Source organism: Haloarcula sp. H-GB4 (assembly GCF_030848575.1).
GTDB lineage: Archaea > Halobacteriota > Halobacteria > Halobacteriales > Haloarculaceae > Haloarcula.
Map to the genome: position 1 here is coordinate 276,509 of NZ_JAVDDX010000001.1, position 25,641 is coordinate 302,149.

27 protein-coding genes and 1 tRNA gene are annotated in these 25,641 nt (G+C 60.9%); 15 read left to right on the forward strand and 13 right to left on the reverse strand.

The annotated features are described in order from the left end of the window. Window positions 1-99: 99 nt before the first annotated feature. The 6 genes from RBH20_RS01465 to RBH20_RS01490 form a co-directional block, all read right to left on the reverse strand. Window positions 100-1,947, reverse strand: a complete 1,848-nt coding sequence (locus RBH20_RS01465; RefSeq protein ID WP_306707434.1) for an ABC transporter substrate-binding protein — start codon at window positions 1,945-1,947, stop codon at window positions 100-102. 266 nt (window positions 1,948-2,213) lie between these two features. Beyond that, entirely contained in the window at window positions 2,214-2,552 is a 339-nt protein-coding gene (locus tag RBH20_RS01470) for a ferredoxin (protein WP_306704775.1), read from the reverse strand. 56 nt (window positions 2,553-2,608) lie between these two features. Continuing rightward, entirely contained in the window at window positions 2,609-3,394 is a 786-nt protein-coding gene (locus tag RBH20_RS01475; RefSeq protein ID WP_306704777.1) for an MOSC domain-containing protein, read from the reverse strand. Between the two features lie 39 nt (window positions 3,395-3,433). After that, on the reverse strand, window positions 3,434-3,982 hold the full coding sequence (locus tag RBH20_RS01480) for a peptidylprolyl isomerase (protein ID WP_306704779.1): 549 nt from the start codon (window positions 3,980-3,982) through the stop codon (window positions 3,434-3,436). A 166-nt stretch (window positions 3,983-4,148) separates the two neighbouring features. After that, window positions 4,149-5,081, reverse strand: a complete 933-nt coding sequence (locus RBH20_RS01485; protein ID WP_306704781.1) for an alpha/beta fold hydrolase — start codon at window positions 5,079-5,081, stop codon at window positions 4,149-4,151. A 57-nt stretch (window positions 5,082-5,138) separates the two neighbouring features. Continuing rightward, window positions 5,139-6,224, reverse strand: coding sequence for an anthranilate phosphoribosyltransferase (locus RBH20_RS01490; protein WP_306704783.1), 1,086 nt, complete (start codon window positions 6,222-6,224; stop codon window positions 5,139-5,141). A 109-nt stretch (window positions 6,225-6,333) separates the two neighbouring features. Between RBH20_RS01490 and RBH20_RS01495 the strand changes: the two genes are divergently transcribed. From RBH20_RS01495 to mptA, 3 genes are all read left to right on the forward strand, one after another. Next, window positions 6,334-7,371 carry an Lrp/AsnC family transcriptional regulator gene (locus RBH20_RS01495; RefSeq protein WP_306704785.1) on the forward strand — a complete coding sequence of 346 codons (1,038 nt, stop codon included), beginning with the start codon at window positions 6,334-6,336 and terminating at the stop codon, window positions 7,369-7,371. A 74-nt stretch (window positions 7,372-7,445) separates the two neighbouring features. After that, complete coding sequence (locus RBH20_RS01500; protein WP_306704787.1) at window positions 7,446-8,045, forward strand: response regulator; 600 nt, start codon at window positions 7,446-7,448, stop codon at window positions 8,043-8,045. Between the two features lie 97 nt (window positions 8,046-8,142). Next, on the forward strand, window positions 8,143-9,072 hold the full coding sequence (mptA, locus tag RBH20_RS01505) for a GTP cyclohydrolase MptA (RefSeq protein ID WP_306704789.1): 930 nt from the start codon (window positions 8,143-8,145) through the stop codon (window positions 9,070-9,072). 181 nt (window positions 9,073-9,253) lie between these two features. On the opposite strand, the gene RBH20_RS01510 is transcribed toward mptA, so the two are convergent. Beyond that, the gene (locus RBH20_RS01510; RefSeq protein WP_306704790.1) at window positions 9,254-10,060 is read right to left on the reverse strand and encodes a TrmB family transcriptional regulator; all 807 of its coding nucleotides are present in this window, start codon (window positions 10,058-10,060) and stop codon (window positions 9,254-9,256) included. Window positions 10,061-10,136: 76 nt separating this feature from the next. Beyond that, window positions 10,137-11,750, reverse strand: coding sequence for a DUF255 domain-containing protein (locus tag RBH20_RS01515; RefSeq protein ID WP_306704792.1), 1,614 nt, complete (start codon window positions 11,748-11,750; stop codon window positions 10,137-10,139). Between the two features lie 81 nt (window positions 11,751-11,831). On the opposite strand from RBH20_RS01515, the gene RBH20_RS01520 reads away from it, so the two are divergent. From RBH20_RS01520 to RBH20_RS01540, 5 genes are all read left to right on the forward strand, one after another. Further along, window positions 11,832-13,208: a cytochrome P450 gene (locus tag RBH20_RS01520; RefSeq protein ID WP_306704794.1), complete on the forward strand. Its 1,377-nt coding sequence runs from the start codon at window positions 11,832-11,834 to the stop codon at window positions 13,206-13,208. A 73-nt stretch (window positions 13,209-13,281) separates the two neighbouring features. Further along, on the forward strand, window positions 13,282-13,839 hold the full coding sequence (locus tag RBH20_RS01525; RefSeq protein ID WP_306704796.1) for an FxsA family protein: 558 nt from the start codon (window positions 13,282-13,284) through the stop codon (window positions 13,837-13,839). An 81-nt stretch (window positions 13,840-13,920) separates the two neighbouring features. Continuing rightward, window positions 13,921-13,994, forward strand: a tRNA-Ile gene (locus RBH20_RS01530). Between the two features lie 417 nt (window positions 13,995-14,411). After that, a complete protein-coding gene (locus RBH20_RS01535) occupies window positions 14,412-15,161 on the forward strand; it encodes a class I SAM-dependent methyltransferase (RefSeq protein ID WP_306704798.1) in 750 nt (249 codons plus the stop codon). A gap of 212 nt (window positions 15,162-15,373) precedes the next feature. Beyond that, window positions 15,374-16,231, forward strand: a complete 858-nt coding sequence (locus RBH20_RS01540) for a hypothetical protein (protein ID WP_306704800.1) — start codon at window positions 15,374-15,376, stop codon at window positions 16,229-16,231. A 144-nt stretch (window positions 16,232-16,375) separates the two neighbouring features. Here RBH20_RS01540 and RBH20_RS01545 read toward each other — a convergent pair whose 3' ends face one another. Then, complete coding sequence (locus RBH20_RS01545) at window positions 16,376-16,804, reverse strand: low molecular weight phosphatase family protein (RefSeq protein ID WP_306704802.1); 429 nt, start codon at window positions 16,802-16,804, stop codon at window positions 16,376-16,378. Between the two features lie 458 nt (window positions 16,805-17,262). On the opposite strand from RBH20_RS01545, the gene RBH20_RS01550 reads away from it, so the two are divergent. Beyond that, window positions 17,263-18,132, forward strand: coding sequence for a DUF4013 domain-containing protein (locus RBH20_RS01550; RefSeq protein ID WP_306704804.1), 870 nt, complete (start codon window positions 17,263-17,265; stop codon window positions 18,130-18,132). A 45-nt stretch (window positions 18,133-18,177) separates the two neighbouring features. Here the strand turns inward: RBH20_RS01550 and nreA are convergent, their stop codons facing one another. Beyond that, window positions 18,178-19,467: a DNA repair protein NreA gene (gene nreA / locus RBH20_RS01555; protein WP_306704807.1), complete on the reverse strand. Its 1,290-nt coding sequence runs from the start codon at window positions 19,465-19,467 to the stop codon at window positions 18,178-18,180. Window positions 19,468-19,567: 100 nt separating this feature from the next. On the opposite strand from nreA, the gene RBH20_RS01560 reads away from it, so the two are divergent. From RBH20_RS01560 to RBH20_RS01570, 3 genes are read left to right on the forward strand one after another with little or no spacing between them, the layout of a single operon-like run. Continuing rightward, the gene (locus tag RBH20_RS01560; protein ID WP_306704809.1) at window positions 19,568-19,963 is read left to right on the forward strand and encodes a hypothetical protein; all 396 of its coding nucleotides are present in this window, start codon (window positions 19,568-19,570) and stop codon (window positions 19,961-19,963) included. Between the two features lie 47 nt (window positions 19,964-20,010). Continuing rightward, window positions 20,011-20,607: a ribonuclease HI gene (gene rnhA / locus RBH20_RS01565; RefSeq protein WP_306704811.1), complete on the forward strand. Its 597-nt coding sequence runs from the start codon at window positions 20,011-20,013 to the stop codon at window positions 20,605-20,607. Further along, entirely contained in the window at window positions 20,600-21,154 is a 555-nt protein-coding gene (locus RBH20_RS01570) for a rnhA operon protein (RefSeq protein WP_306704813.1), read from the forward strand. Before rnhA ends, RBH20_RS01570 begins: the two co-directional genes overlap by 8 nt. 84 nt (window positions 21,155-21,238) lie before the next feature. Here the strand turns inward: RBH20_RS01570 and RBH20_RS01575 are convergent, their stop codons facing one another. Then, window positions 21,239-21,598 (reverse strand): PadR family transcriptional regulator, encoded by a 360-nt coding sequence (locus RBH20_RS01575; RefSeq protein ID WP_004593840.1) that lies wholly within the window; start codon window positions 21,596-21,598, stop codon window positions 21,239-21,241. Window positions 21,599-21,895: 297 nt separating this feature from the next. Here RBH20_RS01575 and RBH20_RS01580 point away from each other — a divergent pair, with 297 nt between their 5' ends. From RBH20_RS01580 to RBH20_RS01590, 3 genes are all read left to right on the forward strand, one after another. Next, the gene (locus tag RBH20_RS01580; RefSeq protein WP_004593839.1) at window positions 21,896-22,429 is read left to right on the forward strand and encodes an inorganic diphosphatase; all 534 of its coding nucleotides are present in this window, start codon (window positions 21,896-21,898) and stop codon (window positions 22,427-22,429) included. A gap of 131 nt (window positions 22,430-22,560) precedes the next feature. Further along, window positions 22,561-22,686 carry a hypothetical protein gene (locus RBH20_RS01585; protein WP_005535999.1) on the forward strand — a complete coding sequence of 42 codons (126 nt, stop codon included), beginning with the start codon at window positions 22,561-22,563 and terminating at the stop codon, window positions 22,684-22,686. Window positions 22,687-22,772: 86 nt separating this feature from the next. Beyond that, the gene (locus RBH20_RS01590) at window positions 22,773-24,116 is read left to right on the forward strand and encodes an alkaline phosphatase family protein (protein WP_306704820.1); all 1,344 of its coding nucleotides are present in this window, start codon (window positions 22,773-22,775) and stop codon (window positions 24,114-24,116) included. A gap of 40 nt (window positions 24,117-24,156) precedes the next feature. Here RBH20_RS01590 and RBH20_RS01595 read toward each other — a convergent pair whose 3' ends face one another. Continuing rightward, entirely contained in the window at window positions 24,157-25,230 is a 1,074-nt protein-coding gene (locus RBH20_RS01595) for a tubulin/FtsZ family protein (RefSeq protein ID WP_306704822.1), read from the reverse strand. 125 nt (window positions 25,231-25,355) lie between these two features. After that, window positions 25,356-25,631: a helix-turn-helix domain-containing protein gene (locus RBH20_RS01600; RefSeq protein ID WP_306704824.1), complete on the reverse strand. Its 276-nt coding sequence runs from the start codon at window positions 25,629-25,631 to the stop codon at window positions 25,356-25,358. Between the last annotated feature and the right edge of the window lie 10 nt (window positions 25,632-25,641).

Sequence of the window (25,641 nt, forward strand, 5' to 3'; positions counted from 1 at the left end):
TCCGTTGTACGGGTACTTGTGAGTTCATAATCTCTGAGGGCTGCGAAGTTGTTCCCGTCACCAACCGCGACGGGGACGATTACGCCAGCAGGGACGCGATTACTGTCTGTCTCCGAGCGACACAGTGTTCATCTTCTGTCGGCTCGGCCCCATCCCAGCCGGCGGCGTAAAGTCGACATGGTCGTACCAGAACAGCTCAGTCAGCTCGTGATACACCGGCAGCATTGCGACGTCTTCCCAGTTTGCGTCCTCGAGTTGGACGTATGCGTCGTTCCGAGCGGCCTGGTCTTCTTCTGTCGGTGCGGGGTTCTCGGCGATTGACTGATACGCCTCCTCAGCCCGCTGTGCAGCGTCGCCGTTCTCCGGCTGCCAGTTGACGTACGAAATCGGGAAATCGAGGCTCGTATCGGTCTGTGGCGGGTTCAGCAGCTGAAGGAAGTTGTCCGGGGCAGGCCAGTCGGCGACCCAGCCAAGCGAGTACATCTCTAGTTCGCCGTTGCGACCACGTTCGAGGAGCGTGTTGAACGGCGCTTGATTGACTTCGAGGTCGATGAAGACACTCTCAAGCTGGTCCCGAAGGATGCTTGCGGTTTCGCTCCAGACACCGGACTCGTAGATTGTCAGCTCCATGGCGAAACGCTCGTTTTCGCCGTAGCCAGCCTCTTCCATCACTGAGCGGGCCTCTCCGAGCTGGCTGTCGTCGTAGCCGTATGGATACTCGTTTTCGGCGCGGTCGTTGTAGTTCTGGGGGCCGCCGGGGAAGATGGATTTCGGCGTGAAGTTGTAGGCAGGCTCGCCGCGCTGTTTGAAGACCTGCTCGACAACGGTATGCTGGTTCATCGCGTACGCGACCGCTTGCCGGACCGGCTTGGGCACGCTGGCCATATTAAAGCCGAGATAGAACACGCCGATGTTCGACACACCGGAGTAATTGGCCGTGGCGCCGTTGCGCAACTCTCCGTAGGTCCCGTTCTGACGACCCTGGTCGTCTTCCTCTTCGACGGATACCTTCCCGGGGTCGTACTGCGCTGTGGGGAGCTCGAAAATGTCGGCATTGCGGTTCATCGCGTAGTTGTAATTGGCCGAATCGCTCTCGATGACCGCAAAGTGGACGCCGTCAACGCTCGCGCTCTCGCCGTAATAGTCGTCGTACGCACTGACTCTGGCCTCAGTGCCGGAGTCCCACGTATCGAATTCGAAGGGCCCGTTCCCGACCGGGCTCGAACTGGAGAACTCGGCCTGTGTCACCTCGCCCTCGTATCCTTCGATGTCGCCGACCATGCCCTCAGGAACCGGGGCGAAGGAAGTGTACGCAAGCATTTCCAGCGTGGAAGCAAATGGCGATTCCAGCTGGACTTCGAGCGTCGTTTCGTCGACAGCTTCGACGCCAAGCGTCCCCGGCTTGTACACTTCCTGTTCCTCGCCGTCGACCGTCTCGGTCGTCGTTTCGTGTGTCACGCCTAGTGAGTCTAGAACGAAATAGGCACGACTGGAGTTGTCAGATGCAGTCAGCCGCTCGAATGAGTAGACAAAGTCACTGGCGGTTACGGTGTCCCCGTTGTGGAAGGTCGCATCTTTCAACTGGAACGTGTAGGTCGTGAAGTCCTCAGATACCTCATAGTCCGCAGCCATAAGCCCCTCTACAGCGGGCTGGCTGTCGGGATAGTTCATCAGTGGGTCGAACATCTGCTGGATGACGATTCCCGACTGGGTGTCCGTTGCCTCGATCGGGTCCATTGTCGTCATCGTGCCCGTGTTGACCCGCCAGAGGTCACCCTCTTGTTTCAGGTCGGTCCCGACATCGCCCCCACTGCCGTCTGTCGAGTCCATACCGCCGCCAGTCCCCTCCTCTGTTCCCTCAGTCTCGTCGCTATCACTGGAACATCCTGCCAGCGCTGCGGCCGCCGCAGCACTGCCCGTTGTTTTCAGAAACGATCGCCGTTCCATGCTACTTGAACGTGGCATATTGATACCCAAATTGCCCCCTACAAATAGAAGTTATGTCATACAGTAGCTTGAAATATTAAACTGCTCGCATGAAGAAATTCAGTTTATTATCTATAGTAATCTTACATGATATATCCTGTAGCGGTTGTTTCCTGCATACAGATATTCTACCCAGCAGAACTGAATTATCGGTGTTATTGACCGCGCGCACCGGTATCTACGCGGACTGATAGACGGTGGTAGAACTGCCGCTAGTAGAAACTGCGCTACCAGTCGACGGATAGTGACCCGTCGCCATTCGGGTCCGGAGCGATTTCTTCGTTCGTTCGCCGGTCGATGACGTGGATAATTCCCCGGTCTTTCTTTGCCGGGCAGGCCTCTGCGGCCGCGATATTATGATCGAGATCCGATTCGTCGATGAAGTACGCCTTGGGCTTGGCGATGCCAGTGTCTAGGTCAAGCGTCCAGTTACGCGACTTTTCGGCGCACTTGCCCGCGCCGAAGCACTTGTTGGCTTCGAAGATTATTTTGTAGGGCTTCTCCTCGACTGGGGGGCCGTCCTGTTCGCCGAACTCGCTCGGATCGACGTCGTCCGCGTCTGCCATTACGCTCTATTCGAGATGGACTGCCTTTCGATTGTCGGTCTCGCCGTCGTTCGCCGCTACGTCTCAATCGCCGAGACGACCTCGACAGGGTCCCCGACGGTGAGCACCGCGTCGCGGTCGGCCTCTGGAATGCGGGCGATAAGCATCAGGGTGTAGAAGTGATCGAAGGCGTCCCGGTCGGCCCACTCCGGAAACGTCTCTTGCCGGCGCTCGATGAACTGTTCCCGGAACCCCGGCGTTTCCTCGCCGGTATCGGGGTCCCGCTGAGGGACCACACAGCGACCGCAAGGTGTCACCCCTTCGAAGCGGACGCCGCCGGCCTGGAATGCGGGAGCCTCCGCGCCGACGAAGCGGTCCTCCCAGAACGCTGGGACGCCGCCGATTTCGACGTTCGCGCGAAGCCGCCGTCGCAGTCCGTCGACGGTCACGTCGTCGAACCACGATGCCACAGTTTCCAGTGTCGCAGTGCTGATGACTGACGGCCCCATCTCCCGGCGGTCGACGTAACCGAGCGCCTCGTCGCGCTTGACGGTCAGGTCTACATCGAAAAAATCGCTGAGCCAGTCGGCTGCTCGGGTGCGCTCACCTGCATCCCGGAGTTCGAACGATGCACTGTCGCCGTCGGTGGTGACCGACAGCGTTCCTGTTTCGGGGTTGTAGCCGGTGTCGATGTTGTGGACGCGGCGGGTTCGCTTCCCGTTGAGCACGTCGCCGTCGGCGTCGAACAGGGCGAACTCGCGGTCGTGCGCCAGCGTCCCGCCCGGGCGGATCGATACTGAGTTGCAGTCCATACCGTCCAGTGCCTTGACGGGGTAGACGGTGAGGCGTTCGACGTGTGCCACTATCGGGTGCTCGGCCGGAACGACGAAAACGTTGTGTGGTTACCGGTGAACGTCGACCGATTCCAGCAGCATCTCCTCGGTCGGCGCGTCGTTGTGGTCGGTGTCGACGTTGCCGATGGACTCGACGACATCCATCCCGTCGATGACCTTCCCGAAGACGGCGTGCTTACCGTCGAGGTGGGGCTGGGCGTCGAGGGTGATGAAGAACTGCGAGCCGTTGGTGTTCGGGCCGCTGTTGGCCATGCTGAGGACGCCCGGGCCGTCGTGACTGAGTTCGTCGTGGAACTCGTCGTCGAAGGAGTAGCCGGGGCCGCCGCGACCGGTGCCGGTCGGGTCACCCATCTGGATCATGAAGTTCTCGATGATGCGGTGGATGTCGATATCGGTGTACAGCGGGTCGATGCGTTTCTCGCCGGATTCGGGGTCTTCCCACGCGCCGGTCCCCGGACCGACTTCGGTCCCGTCGTAGTCGTCGGCCCCTTCGGCCAGACCGACGAAGTTCTCGACGGTAGTCGGCACGCGCTCGTCGTACAGTTCGACTTCAATCTCGCCCTCTGTTGTGTGGAGGGTCGCAGTCAGGTCACTCATACTCAATCGGAGGGAAGCCCGGCAGAAAAGCTTGCCCACTGACCGAGAGTTCAAGTACCGAAACGAGGCCATCGCCGCCATGGTCTGAGTAGCCGTCGCGTGGCGGGTCGCGGGAGCCCGACATGTCGCCACGTGAGCGGGAGTGTCGGCTGTTCGCTATTCCGGACTACGGCAGATGTGACAGTAGTAGCTTCGACACCTGCTCGGGGGCGTCGAACTGGACCCAGTGGCTCGCCGCCGGGAGCCGCTCGACTCGGCAGTCCGGGATCCATTCTTCGAGGTCCTGAGTCAGATCGATCGAGAGCGCATCGTCCTGCACACCCCAGACAAGGAGCGTCGACGCTGTCACCGGACGGTCGCCGACGCCGCCTTCCGTGAACGTCAGTTTTGCGTTCCGCCGGACAAGCGCCCGGTAATAGTTGACTGCAGCCGTGCGTGCGCCCGGCTGCCCGAGCGCCCGCTTGTACCGCCGCACGTCGGTCTCGGTGAAGGCGTCAGGGCGGCTCGGTCCGTCAGCCAGAATGCGCTCCAGCATGGTGAAATCGTCCCAGCCGAGGCTGGCCTCCGGAAGCACGGGAAGCTGGAAGAACAGCACGTACCAGGAGCGCAAGAGCTGGTCAACTGAGCGGCGGAGCTCCCGTTCGTATGCCGACGGGTGTGGTGCATTCAGGACCGCAAGCTGGTCAACGACATCGGGACGGTCGATGGCAGTCTGCCAAGCGACTACGCCGCCCCAATCGTGGCCAACGACGTGCGCCTGTTCGCGGTCGAGCGCCGAAACGAGGCCCGCGACATCGGCGACCAGCTCATCGATGTGATACGCGGCGACGCCGTTGGGCTTGTCGGAGTGGTTGTAGCCTCGGAGGTCCGGCGCGACCACACGGTAGCCGGCGTCCGCGAGCGCTGGAATCTGGTGTTTCCAGGCGTACCAGAACTCCGGAAAGCCGTGCAACAAGACGACGAGGTCGCCGTCCGGCGGCCCGGCAGTCACGGTGTGGAGCCTAATACCGTTGGTGTCGACCAGTTCGTGGATGCCGGGTGTTTCTGCTGCGGGTACCGTCCACGCAGTGCTGTCACGAGCGCTGGCGTGTTGTCCCATCAGAATGCCTTCGCCCGCTCGGTAGAAGTGGGTTCCGCTCTGCCCGCCGTCGCCGGATCAGAAGGCCCGAAGGTTGTCGAGTGTCTCCGCTGCACTGCCGTCGGCGATCGCTTCACGGGCTTGCTCAAGGCCGTGTTGAATGCTGTCGGCGTCCTCGCGGGCGTAAATGCGGAGGGCGGCGTTGAGCTCGACAGCGTCAGCGAAGCCGTCCTCGCGCTCGCCAGTCAGCACGGCCTCAGTTATTGCCGCCGACTCTTCGGCTACGTCGTCGACCTGCAGATCCTCGCTCTCGATGTCCATCCCGTACTCGCCGGTGCGGATCTCGAAGTCCGCGATGTCCTCGTCGTCGGACTCCTCGCCGGTGACGGGCCATTCGGCCACGATGGTCTCGCCGGGACGAACGTCGTCGTAGCCCTCCATTCCCTGGAAGAACAGGGCACGCTCGACACTGCTGGTCTCTGACCGGACGAGCGTTCGGACCATCTTCTTCGCGAAGGCCAGATGATAGAAGCTGCCGAGATGCACACTGGCGTTAGCCGGGTTCGCGAGCGTTTCAACAGTGTTGACGAACGTCCGGACGCCCATGTTGTCGCGGCGCTCGAACAGGGCGTCGATGCCGGGGTTGAATTCGGGCTGATAGTAGAAGCCAAAGCCGACCTCATCGACCATATCGGCGCTTTCGCTCGGCTCGATTTCGGTTCGGACGCCCAGTTCGTCTAGCACGTGTTTGTAGGCGTCCTGCTTCTGCGTCGGGACGCGGTCGCCGGAGTGAACCACAACGGGCGTCCCGGCGGCGGCGGCGACGACACCTGCGCCGACGCCGAGAATCGCGGACCGGCCTTTGCCGTCGTAGTTGGCCCCGCAGTCGACTGGGTCAGCTTCTGGTGTAGCTGTCTCGACCGATTCCTCGGACATCACGTCGACGTACGCACCCAGTTCCTCGGGACTGTTGCGTTTCCACCGGTTGGCGAGCCAGAACGCGCCAAGCGTTGTCTGGTCGGGTTCGTCGCCGAGGATGCGCTGGAACGCCTCCCGGGCCTGTGTGCGGGACATGTCGTCGGCCGATTTGTGACCGGAGCCGACGACTTCCGTCATGAGTCGTTTGAGCGGCCATTCGCCGTACTCCCGGGTCGCTTGCGCCATGGAAACGTGTTCGGGCCAGAGTTCAAAAGCCCCTGCGTTTCGTTCTCAATTTGCGGGAACTGGCTGAGGTCCCGAAAGGGATACACGACTACACTCCTAACCAGATACAATGAGTCTCCAGTCGGGCGAGTGGCGCGAGCAGATCGACGAGATAGACGCTGCGCTCATCGATGAGTTCCAGAGCGACTTCCCGATTCAGGAACACCCCTTCGAGGCCGTCGGTGATGCACTGGGGGTTTCGGCGGGAACAGCACTCGACCGGGTCAAAACGCTCCGTGACGACGGCATCTTTCGTCGGTTCGGTCCAGTTCTCAATCCGCCGGTCATTGGTTCTTCGACGCTGGCTGCTGTCAGTGCCCCGGAGGATCGGTTCGACGAGGTCGCCGAGATAATCAACGGGTACCGCCAGGTGAACCACAACTACGCTCGCGACCACGAGTGGAATATGTGGTTCGTTGTCACTGCAGGCTCCCGACAGCGACGCGACGAGATTCTGTCCGAGATTGAGGAGCGAACGGGCTGTTCGGTACTCGTCTTGCCGATGCTGACCGACTACTACATCGATCTGGAGTTCCCGGTCGTCAACGGTGACCGGTTTGCCCGGGAGAGTCTGGAGACGACCGACGCCACTGCGACCCGAATAAGCGAAGACGCCGCCGCAGATCTCTCGGAACTGGACCGACGGTTGTTGCTCGAAATCCAGACCGGTTTCCCGCTCGTCGCAACGCCCTACCAGGACGTGGCGGACGCTGTCGATGCCGACGTGTCCGACGTGCTCTCGGCCATCAAGCGACTCCAGCAAGCCGGCTGTATCAAGCGCATCGGCTGTGTCGTGAATCACATTGTCACCGGGTTCGACAACAACTGCATGGTTGTCTGGGATGTCCCTGACGACGCCCTCGACGAGCGCGGGCAGGCAGTCGGCGAGCTCCCCTACGTCACGCTCTGCTATCACCGGCCTCGCCGGCCTGAGCAGGACTGGCAGTACAGCCTCTTTACAATGATTCACGGACGCGAAGCGGCCATCGTGGATAAGAAGATAGACGAACTCGCGACCGACCACCTCCCCTACGACCACGACCGACTGTACTCGACGGAGACGCTCAAACAGACAGGAGCACGATACGACGACATCGTCGGACAGTAGGACTTGGTGAATAAGGTAGCCTGATTTGAGCCGGCCGGAATCCTTTTGCAATCCTGTTGTAAATATGCTAGCTAATGACAAAGGGTCGGCAAGCGACAATCCTCGTCGTCGACGACGAATCAGCGGTGGCCGACGTGTACGCAGAACAGCTACGGGATCGGCACGCAGTCGAGACGGCATACAGCGGTGAGGCCGCCCTTTCGAAACTGGATTCTGCAGTCGATATTGTCCTGTTAGACCGGCGAATGCCGGATCTCTCCGGTGACGAGGTGCTGTCGGCGATTCGTGAGAAACGCTACGACACGCGCGTAGCGATGGTGACCGCAGTGGACCCTGATTTCGATATCATCGAGATGCCCTTCGATGATTACGTCCTCAAACCGGTGTCGAAGGAAGACCTCTTCCAGACAATCGAACAGTTGCTTCTGTACGCTGATTACGAGGAACGCCTGCGCGAGTGTTACTCGCTCACGGCGAAATACGCGGCACTGGAATCGTCGAAACCACAGGCCGTCCTCGATGAAAGTGAGGAGTTTGCTGCACTGGAGGCTGAACTCGCGGAGGTCCGGGCGGAGCTTGACGAACTCACGGATTCGTTCGATGCCACGGACTTCGAGTTGCTGTTCCGGGATTTCGAGACGGACGAATCACTGCCGGACAGTACACAGCTTTGATCCGGTTCGGAGCGGGTAGTTTCCGCGGTGGCGATGCTCACGGCGACCCGCTCACCCTTTCGAAAACACTAACCGATTCTCTTCCATAGGGAGGGCAATGAGTCAACAACTCCCGGACGTGCAGGCGTCGAGTCCGGACGTAACGGTCGGTCTCAATCGCGTCGGTGTGACGGGTGTCGAGAAACTCGTCAAACTGGGGCGTCGTGACCGCGACCCCATCGTACTCATGGCGGAGTTCGAAGTGTTCGTAGACCTGCCGTCCTGGCGAAAGGGTGCCGACATGTCCCGCAATATGGAGGTTATCGACGAGACACTGGAAACCGCTGTCTCCGAGGAAGCCTATCGGGTTGAGGATGTCTGTGGCGACGCCGCCGAACTCCTGCTTGAGAAGCACGATTACACGACGAAAGCAGAGGTTCGGATGGAAGCGGAGTACGTCACCCACGAATCCACGCCGGCGTCGGAAATGGCGACACAGTCGACCGCCGATATCATCGCCTCGGCGACGGCGACCGAAGACGGGACGAGCGAGGAAATCGGTGCTCGTGTCACCGGGATGACCGTCTGTCCGTGCTCACAGGGGATGTCGGCTTCCCGCGCCCGCGAGACGCTCCAGCAGCTAAACGTTGACGACGATGTCATTGAGGAGTTCCTCGAAACCAATCCACAGGCCGGCCACTCACAGCGGGGCCACGCCACGCTCACCGTCCAGAGCGACGGCGCGCCCGAGGTTGACCTGAACGAACTCATCGAAGTCGCCCGCGACTCGATGAGCGCCCGCATCTACAATCTCGCGAAGCGGCCCGACGAGGACCACATGACCTACGAGGCCCACAAGGACGCCAAGTTCGTTGAGGACTGCGTTCGCGCGCTCGCTGAGGGCGTCGTCGAGACGTTCCCGGATCTACCCGACGATGCCGTCGTGACGATGAAACAGTCCAACGACGAGTCCATCCACCAGCACAACGCCCACGCGGAGCGCGTGGCGCAGTTGGACGATCTGCGGCAGGAAGTCAGCGAGGACTGAGCGCAGCGACGTCTTCGGAATTTTGAGTGGGGAGCGCGAGACGCTGTGCGTCTCGATTGTGAACGCTGAAACCGTGAGCGTAGCGACCCGCAGAACCGCAGTATTTTTTGAGCGGCGCAATCCGTGAGAGTACGGACATCGTTTTCGGCCCGATTTCTCCCCGCCTGTTCCAGCGGTCCAACTATGGCGGGCCGACCGGTTTCGCTTCGGCCCAGTGTTCTTCGAACGCCTGGCTGATATCGGCAGTGAAATCGGAGTCTTTCATGTCGATGACGCCGAAGGTCTCTTCTCGGCCCAGCGGGTGTGGGACCTCGATACAGACTTCAATCCCGTCGAGTAGCTCGAACGTAGTCCTGATGTTCGGACTGGCGCGGGCGCTGTAGTTGTCGTAGTGGAAGAGCCGCTCGTAGTACTCACGGTTGGCCTCCTCAGGAAGACTCTCAAACAGATCCGGTCGGACGAGCAGGGACACCTCGACGCCTCGTTCCAGCGCCGCTTCGAGCTCATCGACGATCCGCTCGGTGCCAGAGAGGATATCGACCTGCCGAGCAGGTGCCGAGCCGACCATGATAATCTCGTCGTCGGCAGCAGCTAGTCGTTCAAGCAACAGGTCAAGCGAATTATCGGGGCCAACAGCGGCCGTCCAGAACGGCTCATCGACGGGGTCTGCCGACTCCAGTTGTGACGAGAGGTCGTCGACGATTTCCTCGTACTGGCCGACCTTTTCTTCGAGTTCGCGCTTCTTATCTTCGAGCAGACGGTCGAGAGCCGTGTCGGGCTCGACAGCAACGTATTTTTTGGGTCGGCTGGCGGTCTGACTGCGGACGAGATTGTACGTTTCGAGGCTGTTGAGTACGTCGTAGATGCGGCCCATTGGGACGTCGCTGGCCCGTGATAGTTCCTTGGCCGTTGTCGGTCCCGTTTCCAGCAGTGACCGATATGCTCTAGCTTCATATTCGGAGAGTCCGAGATCTCTGAGACTGGACATACCCATACATCAGGGTACGCGTGCAAAAACTTATCGGGGGTTTACCGTTTGTCCACGTTTGCTGCCGTTGTTCGTGTCAGCGCTCGCCAGTTAGCGAGGCGTCGAGTTCGGCCGGCGTCGTCCCTTCGGCGACGATAGCGTCCCCGTCGAGGAGTCGCGCCGTGCCGTCGCCGTCCGGCTCCGGGACGACGGTGGTCTCGTGGTCGGCCAGCCGAAGCGCCGCGCGGTGGAGATCTGTCCCCGATTCAGTACCGACGGTGAGTGTCTGGGGTTGCTGAAGGCGGGCCGCAACGCCGGCGTAGCCGGCTACCTCAACGCCCATCCGTTCTGCCGCGCCGGCAAAGGACTCGACGGCCGAAAGCGCCGCGTTGCGGTATCGATCCTCGCCGGTGAGTGCTGCGAGGTCGACCAGTGCGTCAGCCAGTTCCACTGTCGCGTCGAGCGGGTGGAGCGAGCGGGTACACAGCCCCGCGCCGCTGGCGGGACCGTCGCGGAACGCGCCGTCGTCCTGCTGGCGGTTCTCGATGGTCCAGTCGGCGACAGCTCTGGCCGGCCCCGGTTCACCGAGGACCTGCCAGCTCGTCGTCAGGCCTTGGAGGAGCTGCGCCTGGTCTAGCAACAGGCCGGTGTCGCTGTCAGTACCGTCGTAGTGGGCGACCTCGCCGCCGTCGACAAGCGACTCACAGATAGCGTCCCGAGCGCGACTGGCATACTGCTGGGCGCGCTCGTCGTCGGTGTAGGCCGCGACCCACAGTAGGGCATCGATAGCGAGGCCGTTGCGGTCGGCGAACACCGTTTCGTCGACATTGGGTGACACTGTTCCTTCGCGCTCTGTCGGCTCTAGGCGGTAGTACTCGTCCGACCCGGCCTGACTCGCGGCGAACGCGTCGCCGGCCCACAGCGTCGTCGTGAGGTAGTCGACGGTCCGCTGGGCGGCGTCCCGGTACGCCTCAGTTCCGGTGTACCGATAGCCGTGAGCGAAGGCCCGGACCAGGGCTGCGTTCTCGTCGAGCAATTTCTCTCTCCGCGGGTTCCCCCAGCTGCGCTCCGTGGAGTATCGGAAGAAGCCGCCGTCGTAGGTGTCGAGCAGGTGTGTGCGGATCGCTTCGAGCGTCCTAGTGGCCTGGTCCCGCGCTCGGACGAGGGCGAACTCTACGGTCCGCGGCAGCGGGAACTTCACGTCGGTTCCCCAGCCGCCGAACTCGTCGTCGAACGCGCCAAGCAGTTGCTCGACCATGTGCTCCTCGATACGCGGGCGGAGCTCGCCAGCAGGCGGCGACTCGTCCTGTAGCTGCCGAGGAATCGAGCCCGCCGCTGCGCCCTGGGCGTCCCATGACTCTCGGACAGAGTCAAGAATACCGCGGAACCCGTCCGGCCCGAGGAACGTCGCGCCGGTGATAACCTCACCCTCAGGGGTCAGGAACACCGTCGACGGGAACCCACCCATCGTGTACCGCTCCCGGACGCGCGGATTGCGGTCGGCGTCAACGCGGACTGGAATGAACCCGTCGTTGATGTTGGCCGCGATGCGGGGCTCACCGAACGTGCCCCGATCCATCGCTCGGCATTCGGCGCTCCACGGGACTGTCAGCGCCAGCAGCACTGGCTTCCCCGACTCGGCGGCGTCCTCAAACGGGGTTGTGCCCCATTCGCGCCACTCGACCTTGGTGTCGCGTGCGTATTCGTCCATATCTAGTCTGGGCGGTGGGCGTACAAAGGCCCTCTCACTCCCGGCGAAAGACCGATTGGCTGGGCGGCCCAAACATTGGCGATGGATACCCAGCAGGCGATTCACGAAACACCGAAACCGGTCACACCGGGCGACCGGCCACCCCGTCTCGGCCGCGTCCCGTTTGTCGACAATACCGCCGCGATGTTGCGTGATCCACTGGGGTTCTATGACCGCGCCGGTGCCCACGAAGCCGATGTGGTGGGGTACAGCGTCGCCGGGACGACGGGCTGTTTCGTCTGTCATCCTGATCTCGTCGAGCAGGTGCTGGTAACTGACGCCGATGTATACGAGAAGGGGCGGCTGCTTCAGGATACCCTTGGCCAGTTCATCGGTGAGGGCCTGTTTCTGTTAGAGGGCGAAGAGTGGCAACGCCAGCGGACGGCGCTCCAGCCCGCGTTCTACCGGGAACGCATCGCCACCTACGGTGACACGATGACCGAGTTCGCCGACCGGACGGCGGCAGGCTGGAGCGACGGCCAGCGCATCGCTGTCCTCCCGCATATGCAGTCGCTGACGCTGAACATTCTCGGCAAGACGCTGCTAGACGTGGATATCGAGACCACTGCGGATGCGCTGGAACCGCTGCTTGACGCGTTGCGCAAGCGGCTGGATCCGCGGTCGCTGTCGGCGTACCTCCCGCTGTGGGTTCCGACCGGAACGAACCGCGCCGTCAACAGCTCGCTGGCCGAGTTCCAGTCCACGCTTGACGACGTTATCGCCGCTCGCCAGCGTGAGGATGAGCGCGCCCGCAAGGCGCGCGACGACGTTCTTTCCTTGCTGCTCTCGCTCGATGACGAGACGATGAACCGCGAGCGACTGGGCCACCAGCTCCTGACGTTTCTCGTCGCCGGCCACGACACGACGGCGCTGACGCTCACCTACGCCTGGTTCTTACTGGCGAACAATCCGAAGCGCCAGCAGCGCCTCCATGATGAACTCGACGCGACGCTGGGAGACGGTCGGCCGACGCCCGAAGACCTGTTCGAACTGCCGTATCTCGATGCCGTGCTGAACGAAGTCCTACGGCTGTACCCGCCCGCGTTCACGGTGTTTCGCCAGCCGACGGAGCCGGTGACCCTCGGCGGATACGAACTCTCAACGGACGCCCAAATCACTCTCCCGCAGTGGCTCGTCCAGCGGGACGACCGGTGGTACGACGCGCCCGACGCCTTCCGCCCCGAGCGATGGGACGATGACCTTGAAGCGTCGCTCCCGGACTACGCCTACTACCCTTTCGGCGGCGGCCCGCGCCACTGCATCGGCATGCGCTTTGCCCGGATGGAGGCCAAGCTCGCCCTGGCGACCATGGCCCAACAGTACGCCGTGGAAGCGGTCACCGAACCACCGCTGTCGCTGGCGATGCAGATTACGCTGAGTCCCACAGAACCGGTCGAAGTCCGACTGCGGGAACGCTGACCCGCTCCCTCGGCAGTTGACTGCTCGGTTCTGCTCTCGAAAGGCGTTTGGGGGCGGGCCTGCAAGCAGTCGTATGCTCCGGGCCATCGGGCTATTGCTGCTCATCCCGCTGTTTGACATCGTGTTGCTGGTGACGGTCGCAATACCGTTCCTCGGCTCGCTCGTGACGGTTGCCCTCGTCGTACTGACGGCGCTGGTCGGTATGCTGCTGGTCCGCGCCGAAGGCCGTGCGACGCTTCGGAAGATCCAACAGCGACTCGCCGTCGGCGAACTCCCGACCGACGAACTCATCGACGGCGGCCTCCTCATCGCCGCCGGCGCGTTCTTCCTTACCCCCGGTCTGGTGACGGACTTCGTCGGCCTCCTGCTCGCGGTACCGTTCACCCGGTACCCCGTCCGTGCCGCCACGCGCCGCTGGGTCGTCCGCCCCTACATCGACGCCAAGACAAGTGGTTTCGCCAGCGGTCAGGTGTACGTTGGCGGCTTCCCTGGTGACGAAAACGGCCCGGCTGGCCCCGGTCCGACCGGTCCAGAGGGTGGCCCCGGTTCCGGCTCTGGCTCCGGTTCCGGCACCTCCTTCGACCCAGACGAAGCCACCGACGTCGACTTCGACGACAGCGACGAAAACTGAAGCCCTGACGCGGTTTCACATCCCCAACCGGCCGCGAAACGTTACCCTTTTCAATACCCCTCGGGTACAAAAGAATGCGTTGGGCCAATAGCTCAATCAGGTTGAGCGCTCGGCTGATAACCGGGAGGTTCGCGGTTCAAATCCGCGTTGGCCCATACCGAGTTCTTCCCGTTCCTTGCTTTACCAGAACCAGATCTACAGCGTTGTAGATTGGAGATTTCGGCAAAATTGAAAGATGCCGCTGAAGGAAGTATTTGTCAACTCGAAAGGGAACCTTGCGGACCCTGCCACCGTCTTGCGTTTACTACGGCTCAGGCTGTTATCACAAGGTGGTCCCGGTGACAACCCCGGAGAATCAAGAGACGGGCATCAACAAAGCGGCGACGTGGACGCTCACATTCTACTAGACGGTAAACCAGCGTCTGGTCTTGTTCGGAATTGATGACGAACGGAATCGATCAGACAACCATACACAATATTGAACAGTTGCGGGTGCGTTCGGCGGTCTCTAAAGAGACATCACATGACATACCACCAATAATATGATGGGGCCATACCACGGTGACAAAAGTATGGACCTCGCAAAAGACTTTTTCGACGAGTGGGCGGGCTTTTACGATGCTAATTACGAGGAGCAGGAAATCGGTGATGTCGAGTTCTACGTTGATCTGGCCGCAGAGACCGATGGTCCGGTGCTTGAAGTCGGCTGTGGAACAGGCCGCATCTATCTTGAACTCCTTCGGGCTGGTGTAGATGCGGACGGTATCGATATCTCTGCGGAGATGCTCACCGTTCTGGAACAGAAAGCCGACGAAGCCGGCCTCACGCCCGCTGTCAGGCAGGCTGATATGACCAACTTTGCCACCTCCCGGGAGTACGAACTCATTATCGTCCCGTTCCGCACTTTCCTCCATAACGTCACAGTAGCGGAACAGAAAGCGGCGCTCCGACAATTCCGCGAGGCTCTTGCGCCGGATGGACGACTTGCTCTGAACTTCTTTGTCCCGAGTTTCGATATGATATCCGAATCCTATGACGAGCCGCAGACGCGGTCTGTGACATATCAGGGCGAGGAATACGTTGTCACCAACATCTCCCGGCTTGTCGACGAAGTTTCCCAGACCGTCGAAACGGAGCGAACGATTGCACACGACGGAGATGTGGTTCGACGGGCAACGTTTCAACTGGCCCTCCTTTCGAAGCCAGAGTTCGAGCTTCTTCTGGAGACAACCGGATGGAGCGACTGGACTGGCTATGGCGGCTTTGACCGGCAGCCGCTGAAAGACGGGGCAAAAGAGATGGTCTGGATAGCGGAAAAATAAGCTGCTTTGTCCCTCGACTCCGTTTCAGCGACCCCTCCACACCGAGTGTCATCACAGCCGCCATATCTCACCCGGGGAAACGACCGCTATTAGGAGATAGTAGAAACCTTGCCAGTCAGTGCGCACGCTCACTCTGTTCATAGCGATTACCGAGGTCAACACAACGAGCTTGGCCCAGAAGACTTTCGTTCCGGTTGGCTGTCAATAGCTGTATGCGACGACGCCAGTTCCTTGCAAGTGGAACAGCCCTCCTCTCGGTCGCTGTCGCCGGCTGCGGCCATCCCTCTGTCGTGCTGGACATGGACGATGCGACGGGAGCCGACATTGCCGACGAAGTCTCGATATCGCCCGATCCCGAGTCGGCGGAATACACGGCCGTCTCAGCGGCCATCGAAAACGGCTCTGCGACACGCCGGGGACGATACGAACTGTTCGACCGGACCGATACCGTCCGGATTGATGATGCCTTCTACGAAGTTTCGGAGACGGCACTCGAGAGCAGTGAAGTGACAGTGTATGAGGTGCGAATTGATCTTGACCCGGGTGATTCGACGGCTGAACTCGGCGAAATCGACTACGAGGAGCTACCGGCCGTGGACCGCCAGCGACTTGAGCCGATCATTTCAGACGATAACCCGCCCAGCGGGGACGGGTACGATGTGGGTGTCGGGTATGGTACTGCCGAGGAAGTGGGCGACGGGTCGGTGTTCGTTCCGGAGCGCCAGTACGATATTATCGTCCACAACGGCGACCGCTACCGGGTGACGGTCAGCACACGAATGACAACAGAGACGAAATACTGGTACGAAGCAACGGAAGTTGCGTCGGGTGTCGACTCGTTCGCTGACCAGATCCGGGACCAGTACCTGTTCACGCTTACGGGCCTTTCCGAAGCCGAACGAGAAGTCGTTGAAGAAGCGATTGACGGCGGCTACTTCCAGGATGACGAGGCCTTCCGGTCGGTCACTGACCACATTCGAGAGCACGAGGGGGTTGAGGTCACAGATAGCTACGGGACGTGGCTTCTGGCGTACGAACAGGTCGAGTATCTCACGTACGTCGAGTGGTAGTTAGTGGTCAAGGACTGCCGCGGCTCTGTCGGCGTGCCGGACCGCCCTAGCTTCAGCGTCTGCAGCAGGCGTCGGTTTTAGTAGCACTGACATTTAGTGTACACCTGATCGCACGAGAGCAGTGCGCCCGGTGTGTACATCGTTTCAATTGGTACTGCTGTCGGTGAATTCGTCGAACAGGTCGGCGACACGCGTCTCGATCTCGTCTCGGATTTCCCGCACCCGCTCAACCGACTGCCCGTGCGGGTCCTCTAGCGCCCAGTCACGCACTGCGATGTCGGTATCGAGTTCGAGCGTCGAACACCCCATCGTCGCAACGACGGTGCAACTGTTGAGCTCGTCGTCCGGAACCGCTTGCGGGGCCCGGTCAGAGAGGTCGATGTCGAGTTCGGCCATCGCCTCGACGACTTCCGGATGTACTTCATCTGCGGGGTCTGTGCCGCCGGTCAGAATTTCGACCGTATCTTCGAGTCCGCGACGGGTGCGTTCCCGTTCGGCAAACGCTGCGGACATCTGGCTTCGGCCCGCGTTCTGGACGCAGACGAACCCGAGCTTCAGCGGCATATCAGTCATCGTGTAACCGTACCGAGCGAGTGGAATAATCCTTCCTAAGACCACTATTGTGGGCTATATATTCGAGACGCTCCACTGTACGACACCAGCGATCGGCGAGCTGACTCGCGAGCGGAACGCCCCCACGTATGTGTAGTCCCTCCACATTGAGGGGGCAGTTCCTTCGGCTATCCAAGTCCCTGCCTGAGTACATGCCGGAGTACCGCTTCACGTGCCCGAACTGTGATGTGTGTGCAACGGTCGACGGTGGCGTTCGGGAGCGCCTGTTGGTTGTTGGGTGCCCGGTTTGTGCCGGAGGAGTCGACACCCCGGCGTTTGTCGAGGTTTCGCCACACAGCACTGATCGAACCTGAGCCACGCTCTTGTCCGTACTGAACCAGTCCGAGAGCTGCGATGTCTGGCTCGCAGCTTTCAACCATGACACAACTTATTTGAATCTATCTTAAGACTGACTGAACATGATAGAAGACGCACTTCGCTATCAGACACAGGGCGATGACTGGGCCAAACGCATCGGCCTCGGTGGGGTTGTACTGTTTTTCGGCTTTTTGATCGTTCCGCTGTTCACGTTTCAGGGATATATGCTCGAAGTGATGCGCCGGGTCCTCAGGGGGGAGACTGACACGCCGCCGGCCTGGGACGAACTGGACCTGGCCGACATAACCGTCGACGGAATCCGACATACGGTCGTCGTTATGGGGTACGGGTTGTTGCTCACGCTCGCGCTTGCTATCCCGGGCCTGCTGGTGATCGGTGGTGGACTCGGCGGCTCAGAGGGATTGCTGCTCGTCGGTTTTCTCGTCGCCGCCTTGCTCTACTTTATCGGCGTTCTCGCAATGGCAGTGATACTGCCCGTTGCGACGGGGAACTTCGTCCGGGCGGACAGTATTGCTGCGGGCTTTGACCGTGATGTTCTCTCGTCTGTTGGGACGAACCGAACGATGCTGATGGCCGTGGTAATGGCGTTTGCGGTCAATATCATCGTCTCCGTTGGAGCGACCGTCCTGGGATTCACGATTATTGGCTACCTCGCGGTTCCGTTCCTCGCGTTCGTCGGCCAGTCGGCGATCATGTACGTCTGGGCGCGTGGCTTCGCAGACGCATACGAGGAGGAGTACGGCGAACCGCCGCTTGCACCCACGACTGCGCCCGGTGGGACACACAGGTCCGGACCAGCCACGACAGGGACAACTTCGAGCGTGGATGAACAAATAGGAGACAGCTACACCGATGACCCGAGTCGGAGTAACGACACCGATGATGACGGATTCGGCACTTCGGCCTGGGACGACGTCGGTGACAGTGACGGTGACAGCGGGCAACGCTGATAGCAGTTACTCGACACGGCTTGTCACCCGTAACGCAAAATATCGTCAGAAGTCGCTCAATTGCGACTGAAGCCCGGCAACGAGTTCGGACTTGCGCCGTAATTGTCCGAGACTGACGGGGAGCTGGTCGGCGATAGCCGTCAGCGTCTCCCGGAAGGACTGAGCGGTCCCGGGTTCCCCGTCGAAGGCATTCCGGACGCCCTCGCGCACCTGCCAGACACCGACGGGTGCCCAGTAGTCGTCGGTGATTTCCCGCAGCACCAGACACTTCGCCTGCTTGTCCCGCTCCTGCAAATGTTCGAGGACGCCGAGCCGTGCTGCGTAGTACGCTCCGGCCGTCTCCTCGACGTAGGCGGTCCGTCCCTCGTAGCCTTCGTGAGCGCTGGACATGTAGTAGCCCGTCTCCGGGCGTGGGTTCCAGACGCTCTGTGGGGCCTTCATCTCGACGAGCTCGAACTCCCAGCGACCGGGCGCGAGCACGACCCAGTAGCGGTTCCCCATGTACTCGTTGTACCACAGCTCCGGCTTGTCGATGGTGTCGGCGTTACGCAGCGTGCCACGAACGTACTGCCCGACTGTGTCGTCGACGGCAGTGATCGACCATCGTGTCGGCACCAGCGAGCGCTCGCTGGCCTGCCCGAGTGCGCCCGCTGAGAGGATGGTGTTGATGTCGTACACGTCGAACCCGCGGCGGTACAGGTACGCCATCGCGCCCTCCGCGCGCCAGTCGTCGTCCGACAGCGTCTTTTCAACGGGGCGGGGGACGTGGGGGTTCTCCGCCAAGTCGGCACCCGTCGCGTGTGCTCGTGGCCCCGTTGGCGTCCCAACGTCGTCGAAGCTCACATCCATCTCAGGAGTGCCGTCGAGCCCCACCTCCACGTCGACGGGATGGTCCGCGATGGCGACTTCACGCTGGACGCCGACGAAGCCGTTCCAGACGTCGTGGACCCCACCGCCGCCGCGCCCACCACTGGCCCTGACCGAATCGACCGACGTGGTCTGGGTGGAGTTCACCATGCCGGTCCGGCGCTGGAGTACGTCCTCAATGCCCAGTCCTTCCTGATACCAGTCGCCGCTGGTCGCGAACCCGGCAGCGGCGGCGTCGGTGTCAACCGGGGAGAGCAGGCCCGTCGAGACGTTGGGGTATCCCGACCGTCCGACGAATATCTCCGGGGCCGTCGATCCGAACAGCGAATCGCCCTGTACCGCCGCCTCGAACTGCTGCTCGACGTCTTCGAGGTGGTCCGTGATGGCGTAGGACTTCTCCGCCGCGAGGCGGCGCCGCTGTGCGGCTTCGTCTTCCTCGAACCCCTCGATGAACTCGTCGAGTTGCATCTGTCACGCCTTCGGTCCTCCCCGATAAGAACCTTTCCAGCGGTCCGTGGGAGAGCAACTCTTACAGGGGTGGATTGAGTAACAATAGGTGATATAAATCATGGTAAATACAACGAAGTGGTTCCTGCTCGGCGCGACGCTGGTCAGCATGGCTGTCGTATTTGTCTCGGCGATTATACCTGTCGCGTATGAGCAGGCGCTGGTCAACCTTCTTGTCGGGGAACTCGCAGCCCTCACTCTTGCCCATTCCACGTACCGCGTCTCGTCGGGGAAACAGGTAAGTCCCGTCGCAGCGGCGACAGCCATCCTATCCGGTATTATCCTGTTCCTCTCGCCCATCCTCATCGAGCCTGTCGACCCGATCCTGTCGATCATGTTCGCCGCCGGAGCCGTTGTCACCGTTGGCGGGCTGGTCGGTGTTCTAGGTCGGTTCTTGGGTGGTGAAGAGGGCCGACAGACCGGTGCTGAACGAATCAGCAGCAAAGCCGGGAACTGATAGGGCGACCACAACGTCTATACCGACGGGTCAGCCACCCTCGGACAATGCCGGTCATCGAATGTGACGAGACGACGGCCCGCGAGCGCCTAGCGGATGCGGGACTCGACATTGAATCGGGAAACACTGACCACGAGCGCTGGCGCGTCGAATACGGCGGCGCGACAGCGGTCGCCTACGACGGGAAAGTCGTCGTACAGGGTGAGGGGACCGCACGACTTGAGGCTCTGCTGCGCGACAATGACGGCGGGCGCGTCCATGCGTATTTTGATGGCGCATCGCGTGGCAATCCGGGACCGGCCTCGGTCGGCTACGTGCTGGTCAACGATAGCGGAATTGTCACAGAGGGCGGGGAAACGATTGGAACGGCGACGAACAACCAAGCGGAGTACAAAGCGCTCATCCGCGCGGTTGAAGTCGCACGTGACTACGGATTCGACGACGTCCATATCCGGGGTGATTCAGAGCTTATCGTCAAACAGGTCCGTGGCGAGTGGGATACGAACGACCCCGAACTGCGAGAGAACCGCGTCCGTGTCCGCGAGCTACTGACAGACTTTGACGACTGGCAGATCGAGCACGTTCCGCGGGAAATAAACGACCGTGCAGACGAACTAGCGAACGACGCACTCGACGATGACTGACCTGCCGACAGATGTGACTGAACAGGCCGAACGGCTGACCAGGCTCGCTCGCGAAGCGGTCGATGAGGCCGAGGCTGATGCCTACAGAACCGAACGCGACGAAATCCTCGCCGAGTACGACTACACTGCCCGTATCAGAGACGACGAGACGGGTGACGTACTCGTCTGCCATCCCGCCGAATGGGTCGACGATGGCGTCATCCGTCCGGAGCGGGTCGACGACATCGACCGTGGGGTCGAGATACGGCTCTCAGGCCCCGGTGACCCGGACGAGTGGGCAGAGATAGACGCTGCAAACCGAGCCGTTGTCGAAGCTGTTACCGAAGTCCATGGCGAGACACACGGCGCCAACGCGGAGTTGCTCGCCGATTTCATGAGCAACCACTACGCCAAACCGATCTCCGAGGCGACGCCGGACGAAATTCAGGAGTTTCGGGACGATTACGTTCGGCGGAACGCGTGGCCAACTGCGGAACAGCAGTCGGTTCTTGAGCAGTCGATTCGTCTCACTGTCGAAGAAGCCGGTGGCCGCGTCCCCGACGTCTAATCATCTGGTACACCCGCTGGTGATCCGTATTTGTCTGCCGTTAAGAAGTGGTTACCAGTAGTTCGCAGGTGCCCAGGTGCGAATCTACTGCTGCGCCGCGATCAGATCACGGAGTTCGTCGGCTCGGCCGTCATCGGAGATGAACTTTCCGAACACCCATCCGAGCTGGTCAAGGACCGCGTCCTTGCCCGACTCTGTCAGGGAGTACTGGTTCGTTCGCTTGTCGAGTTCACTCTTCTCGACGAGTCCCATCTCGACGAGGTCGTCGAGGTTCGGGTACAGGCGACCGTGGTTGACTTCGTCGTTGTAGTATTCTTCCAGTTCGCGCTTGATAGCGAGACCATACCGTGGCTCTTCAGCAAGTATTACTAGGATATTCTGCTGAAAAGCGGTGAGTTCTTTTGCGATGCCCGGACTGTCAGTAACTGTTTGTGCCTCTGACATAGTTGAGTAAATGTCAGCAAGCTATTTAACACTTGTTAACTCTGGCGTACAACGCCTGCTGTGGGGCATTAACCACCACACAGCTAGCAGCCACAATCGTGTTGGATTTGTTATATTATGTGCCCTTGGTTGAATTGAGTTTCCGATTAATTTGCTTTCAGATTGTCGTTTACAGGTAGTAAGTGTAATCTAAGAATATATCTATAGTTAGATATTATTGGGTTATATAGCGCATAATACCGAATAGCTGCGGCTATTACGAAAGGACTTTTTGACGGCGTCGCGCAGTCGCCGGTGATGACGAACCTCTGGGAAGACCTCGAAACTGGACCGAACCCACCCGAAGAGATCTACGCTGTCGTCGAGTGCCTGAAAGGCGAGCGTAACAAGTACGAGTACGAGAAGGACATCCCCGGTGTCGTCCTCGACCGTGTCCTTCACTCGAACGTTCACTACCCGTCCGACTACGGCTTCATCCCGCAGTCGTACTACGACGACGAGGATCCGTTCGACGTGCTCGTCCTCGTCGAGGACCAGACGTTCCCCGGCTGCGTCATTGAGGCCCGTCCCGTTGCCCTGATGAAGATGGACGACGACGGTGAGCAAGACGACAAGGTCATCGCAGTCCCGATTGAGGACCCGCGCTACGACCACATCGAGGACCTCGACGACATCCCACAGCAGACCCTCGACGAGATTGACGAGTTCTTCTCGACCTACAAGAACCTCGAAGAGGGCAAAGAAGTCGAAACGCTAGGCTGGGAAGACAAAGAAGCCGCAAAGGACGCTATCGTTCACGCGCAGGAACTCTACGACGAAGAGTTCAACTGACGCTTCCAGAACCACGTTTTGCGGTTTTTGTCCCGCTGACGGTGTATTTCCAGAAGTAATACCGGCAGGTGTCTCCGATTATGTATGAGCATGGGTAATCTTTTGTCCGTGTAACCGCTATCTGTACGCGTATGGCTACTGATGACACCGACGCGGCGCTTGACCACACGACTGTCGTTCCGCGAGCCGAACGACGGTCGACACCCGGAATCGCACATCTAACTGTGGTTCCGGAGAACGCGGACCAGTCGTCTTAACCACAGACCGCGTCGATGATATTGCCGCTTTCGGTGACGCGGCGCCGAAAAGAAGTTTCTTGTTCCTGACCTGACTAACGGATCGTATGGGATTATTCGACCGATTGAAGGGCGACGACGCACCGCGTGTTGCCTTCTTCGGCATTGACGGCGTACCGTTCAGCCTCATCGACGAACACCCCGACGTGTTTCCGAACCTTACGGAGATGGCGTCGGACGGAAGCGCCGGCCCCATCGACAGTATCGTCCCTCCCGAGTCTAGCGCCTGCTGGCCAGCGCTGACGACCGGGGTTAACCCTGGGCAAACAGGCGTCTACGGCTTCCAGGACCGCGAAGTTGGTTCGTACGACACCTACGTCCCGATGGGGCGTGACGTGCAGGCGACGCGCCTCTGGGACCGTGTCACCGACGATGGCCGCAACGCGACGGTTTTGAACGTGCCGGTCACCTTCCCGCCGCAGCGGAACGTCCAGCGGATGGTGTCGGGCTTTCTCTCACCGGGCGTGGACAAGGCCGCTTACCCGGACGAACTCCGGGACCACCTCCAGGACAGCGACTACCGGATTGACGTCAACGCCAAACTCGGCCACGACGATGACAAGAGCGACTTCGTCGAAGACGCCCACAAGACGCTGGAAAAGCGCTACGAGGCGTTCAAACACTACGTCGAGCAAGATGACTGGGACCTGTTTTTCGGCGTATTCATGACCACGGATCGGGTCAATCACTTCCTGTTCAAGGACTACGAGCGCGACGGCGAGAACCAGGAAGCCTTCTTCGAGTTCTACAAGCAGGTCGACGCCTATCTCGGCGACCTGCGCGACCGACTCCCCGACGACGTGACGATGGTCGTCGCCTCGGACCACGGCTTCACCTCGCTTGACTATGAGGTCCACTTCAACGAGTGGCTCCAGCAGGAGGGGTGGCTCGACTACGCGACCGACGACCACTCCGAACTCGGCGACATCAGCGAGGATACCAAGGCCTACTCGCTCATCCCCGGCCGCTTCTACATCAATCTCGAGGGCCGCGAACCGAACGGCGGCGTCCCCGAAGACGAGTACGAGTCCGTCCGCGCGGACCTCAAGGAAAAACTCGAAGCGCTTGAGGGACCGGATGGCAAGCCCGTCGCAGACCGTGTTGTCACCAAAGAAGACGCCTACCGTGGCGACCACGACGACATCGCGCCGGACCTCACCGTCGTCCCAAACCACGGGTTCGACCTGAAGGCCGGATTCAAAGGCTCCGAGGACGTGTTCGGTGTCGGGCCGCGAAACGGTATGCACAGCTTCGACAACGCGACGCTCATGGTCGACGACCCGGACGTTCGCATCGACGACGCCGACCTCTACGACATCGCGCCGACCATTCTCGACCTGCTTGACCACGACTTCGACCGCGCAAAGTTCGACGGTAGCAGTCTCGCCTGAGGCTCCTGCCGTCACCAAGTGATTCCGATATCTGGATCGGTTAGAACAGCCCGTCCAGCTGGTCGTTCGTGAACTCGTCCGGGTCGGTCGTTCCGCCCTGTGAGTTTGCCGCTTCCGTGGCGCGCTCCATGAACTCGTCGACCCGCTGGGACCGCTCGACACCCGAAAGGACGATGAGCGACGCGATCTTATCGGAGCCGAGTGGGAAGTCTCCGCCCCGGACCTCCATACTCCCGGTCTGGTCTTCCACCCAGCGGCGCGCTCGCTCGACGCCTTTCCGCGAGAGTCGTTCGGGGTCACCCGCGACGACGAGGAGGGCCGAGTCGGCCTTGACCGCGTTTGGCAGGCTCATGCTCGTAAGGAGGGCTTTCCGGGTCACGCTGGTGATCGTGTTGACGTTCTCGCCGGCGTCCTCGCTGGCCTCGGCGCTGGCGTAACCGATAGAGGCGATGCCGCCGCCCCTGAGTGTGTTGATGATCTCCGAGGAGTCGACGACGCTCTCACCGACCCCCTCAACTGCCTCGCCGGAGGCGAACAGCAGGCCGACACGTCGTGAAATGGCGTCGTTAACGCGTTCGAAACCGGCGGCGACGCTGTCGCCGCTGCCACGCCAGGCGTCGTTATCGACGAGGAGGAGGGAGTCTGCCTCGCGGGCAGCGGTCTTGAGTGAGCGACCGGCATTGGCCTGATAGAGACCACCCTCGTCCCGGCCGGGGAGAATGCCAAGGACGTACACCGGCTTCTCGTAAATCCGCTTGAGTTCGCGGGCGAGCATCGGTGCGCCACCCGAGCCGGTACCGCCGCCGAGTCCGGCGACGACGACGATAGCCTCGGCTTCGGTCGTGATGCGACCGTCAAGTTCGTCGAGCACCTCGGTGGCGTTCTCTTGCATAATCTGGGCCCCGAGCTCGTTGTCACCGCCGACGCCGTGACCTTTCACTCGGTCCTGTCCGATGAGGGCCGTGTCGATATCGAGGTTCTGGAGGTCGGCTCGCGCCGTATTAACGGCGAGGGCCCCCCGGACAGCGTCGAACCCCATGTCGTAATCGAACTGGGCAAGTGACTGGGTTACTTTCCCGCCAGCCTGCCCGACACCAATCAGGACGACTTTCATATCAAATGTCTTGTGAGGGTGACTAATCAACGTTGTCCTCACACTGTGAACGGGCGACAAAGAGGGTGAAACAGCCCCTGGCGTGGAATGGTGGATGCGGTTCCTCGACGTACCGCGTTGGGTGGTTACTCGACCCGGAGCGTGTAGATCCGTTTACGGGCGTCGGAAAACGAAAACCGAGAGTCGATGACGCCGACATCTTCGAGTCGGGACAGGGCGTACCGGACGGTCCGCGGCGGCAGCAGCGTCTCCTCGGCCAGTTGGCTCTGGGTCAGAGTCTCATTGTACTCTAAGACTTTCGCGACGAGTTTCGCGCTTGGCGGAAGATCGCGGACGGCTTCCCATCCACTGTCCTCGTGCTCGCTGTCGGAATCAGCGGACTGGATATCGGATGCGCTCATGCTACTTTCA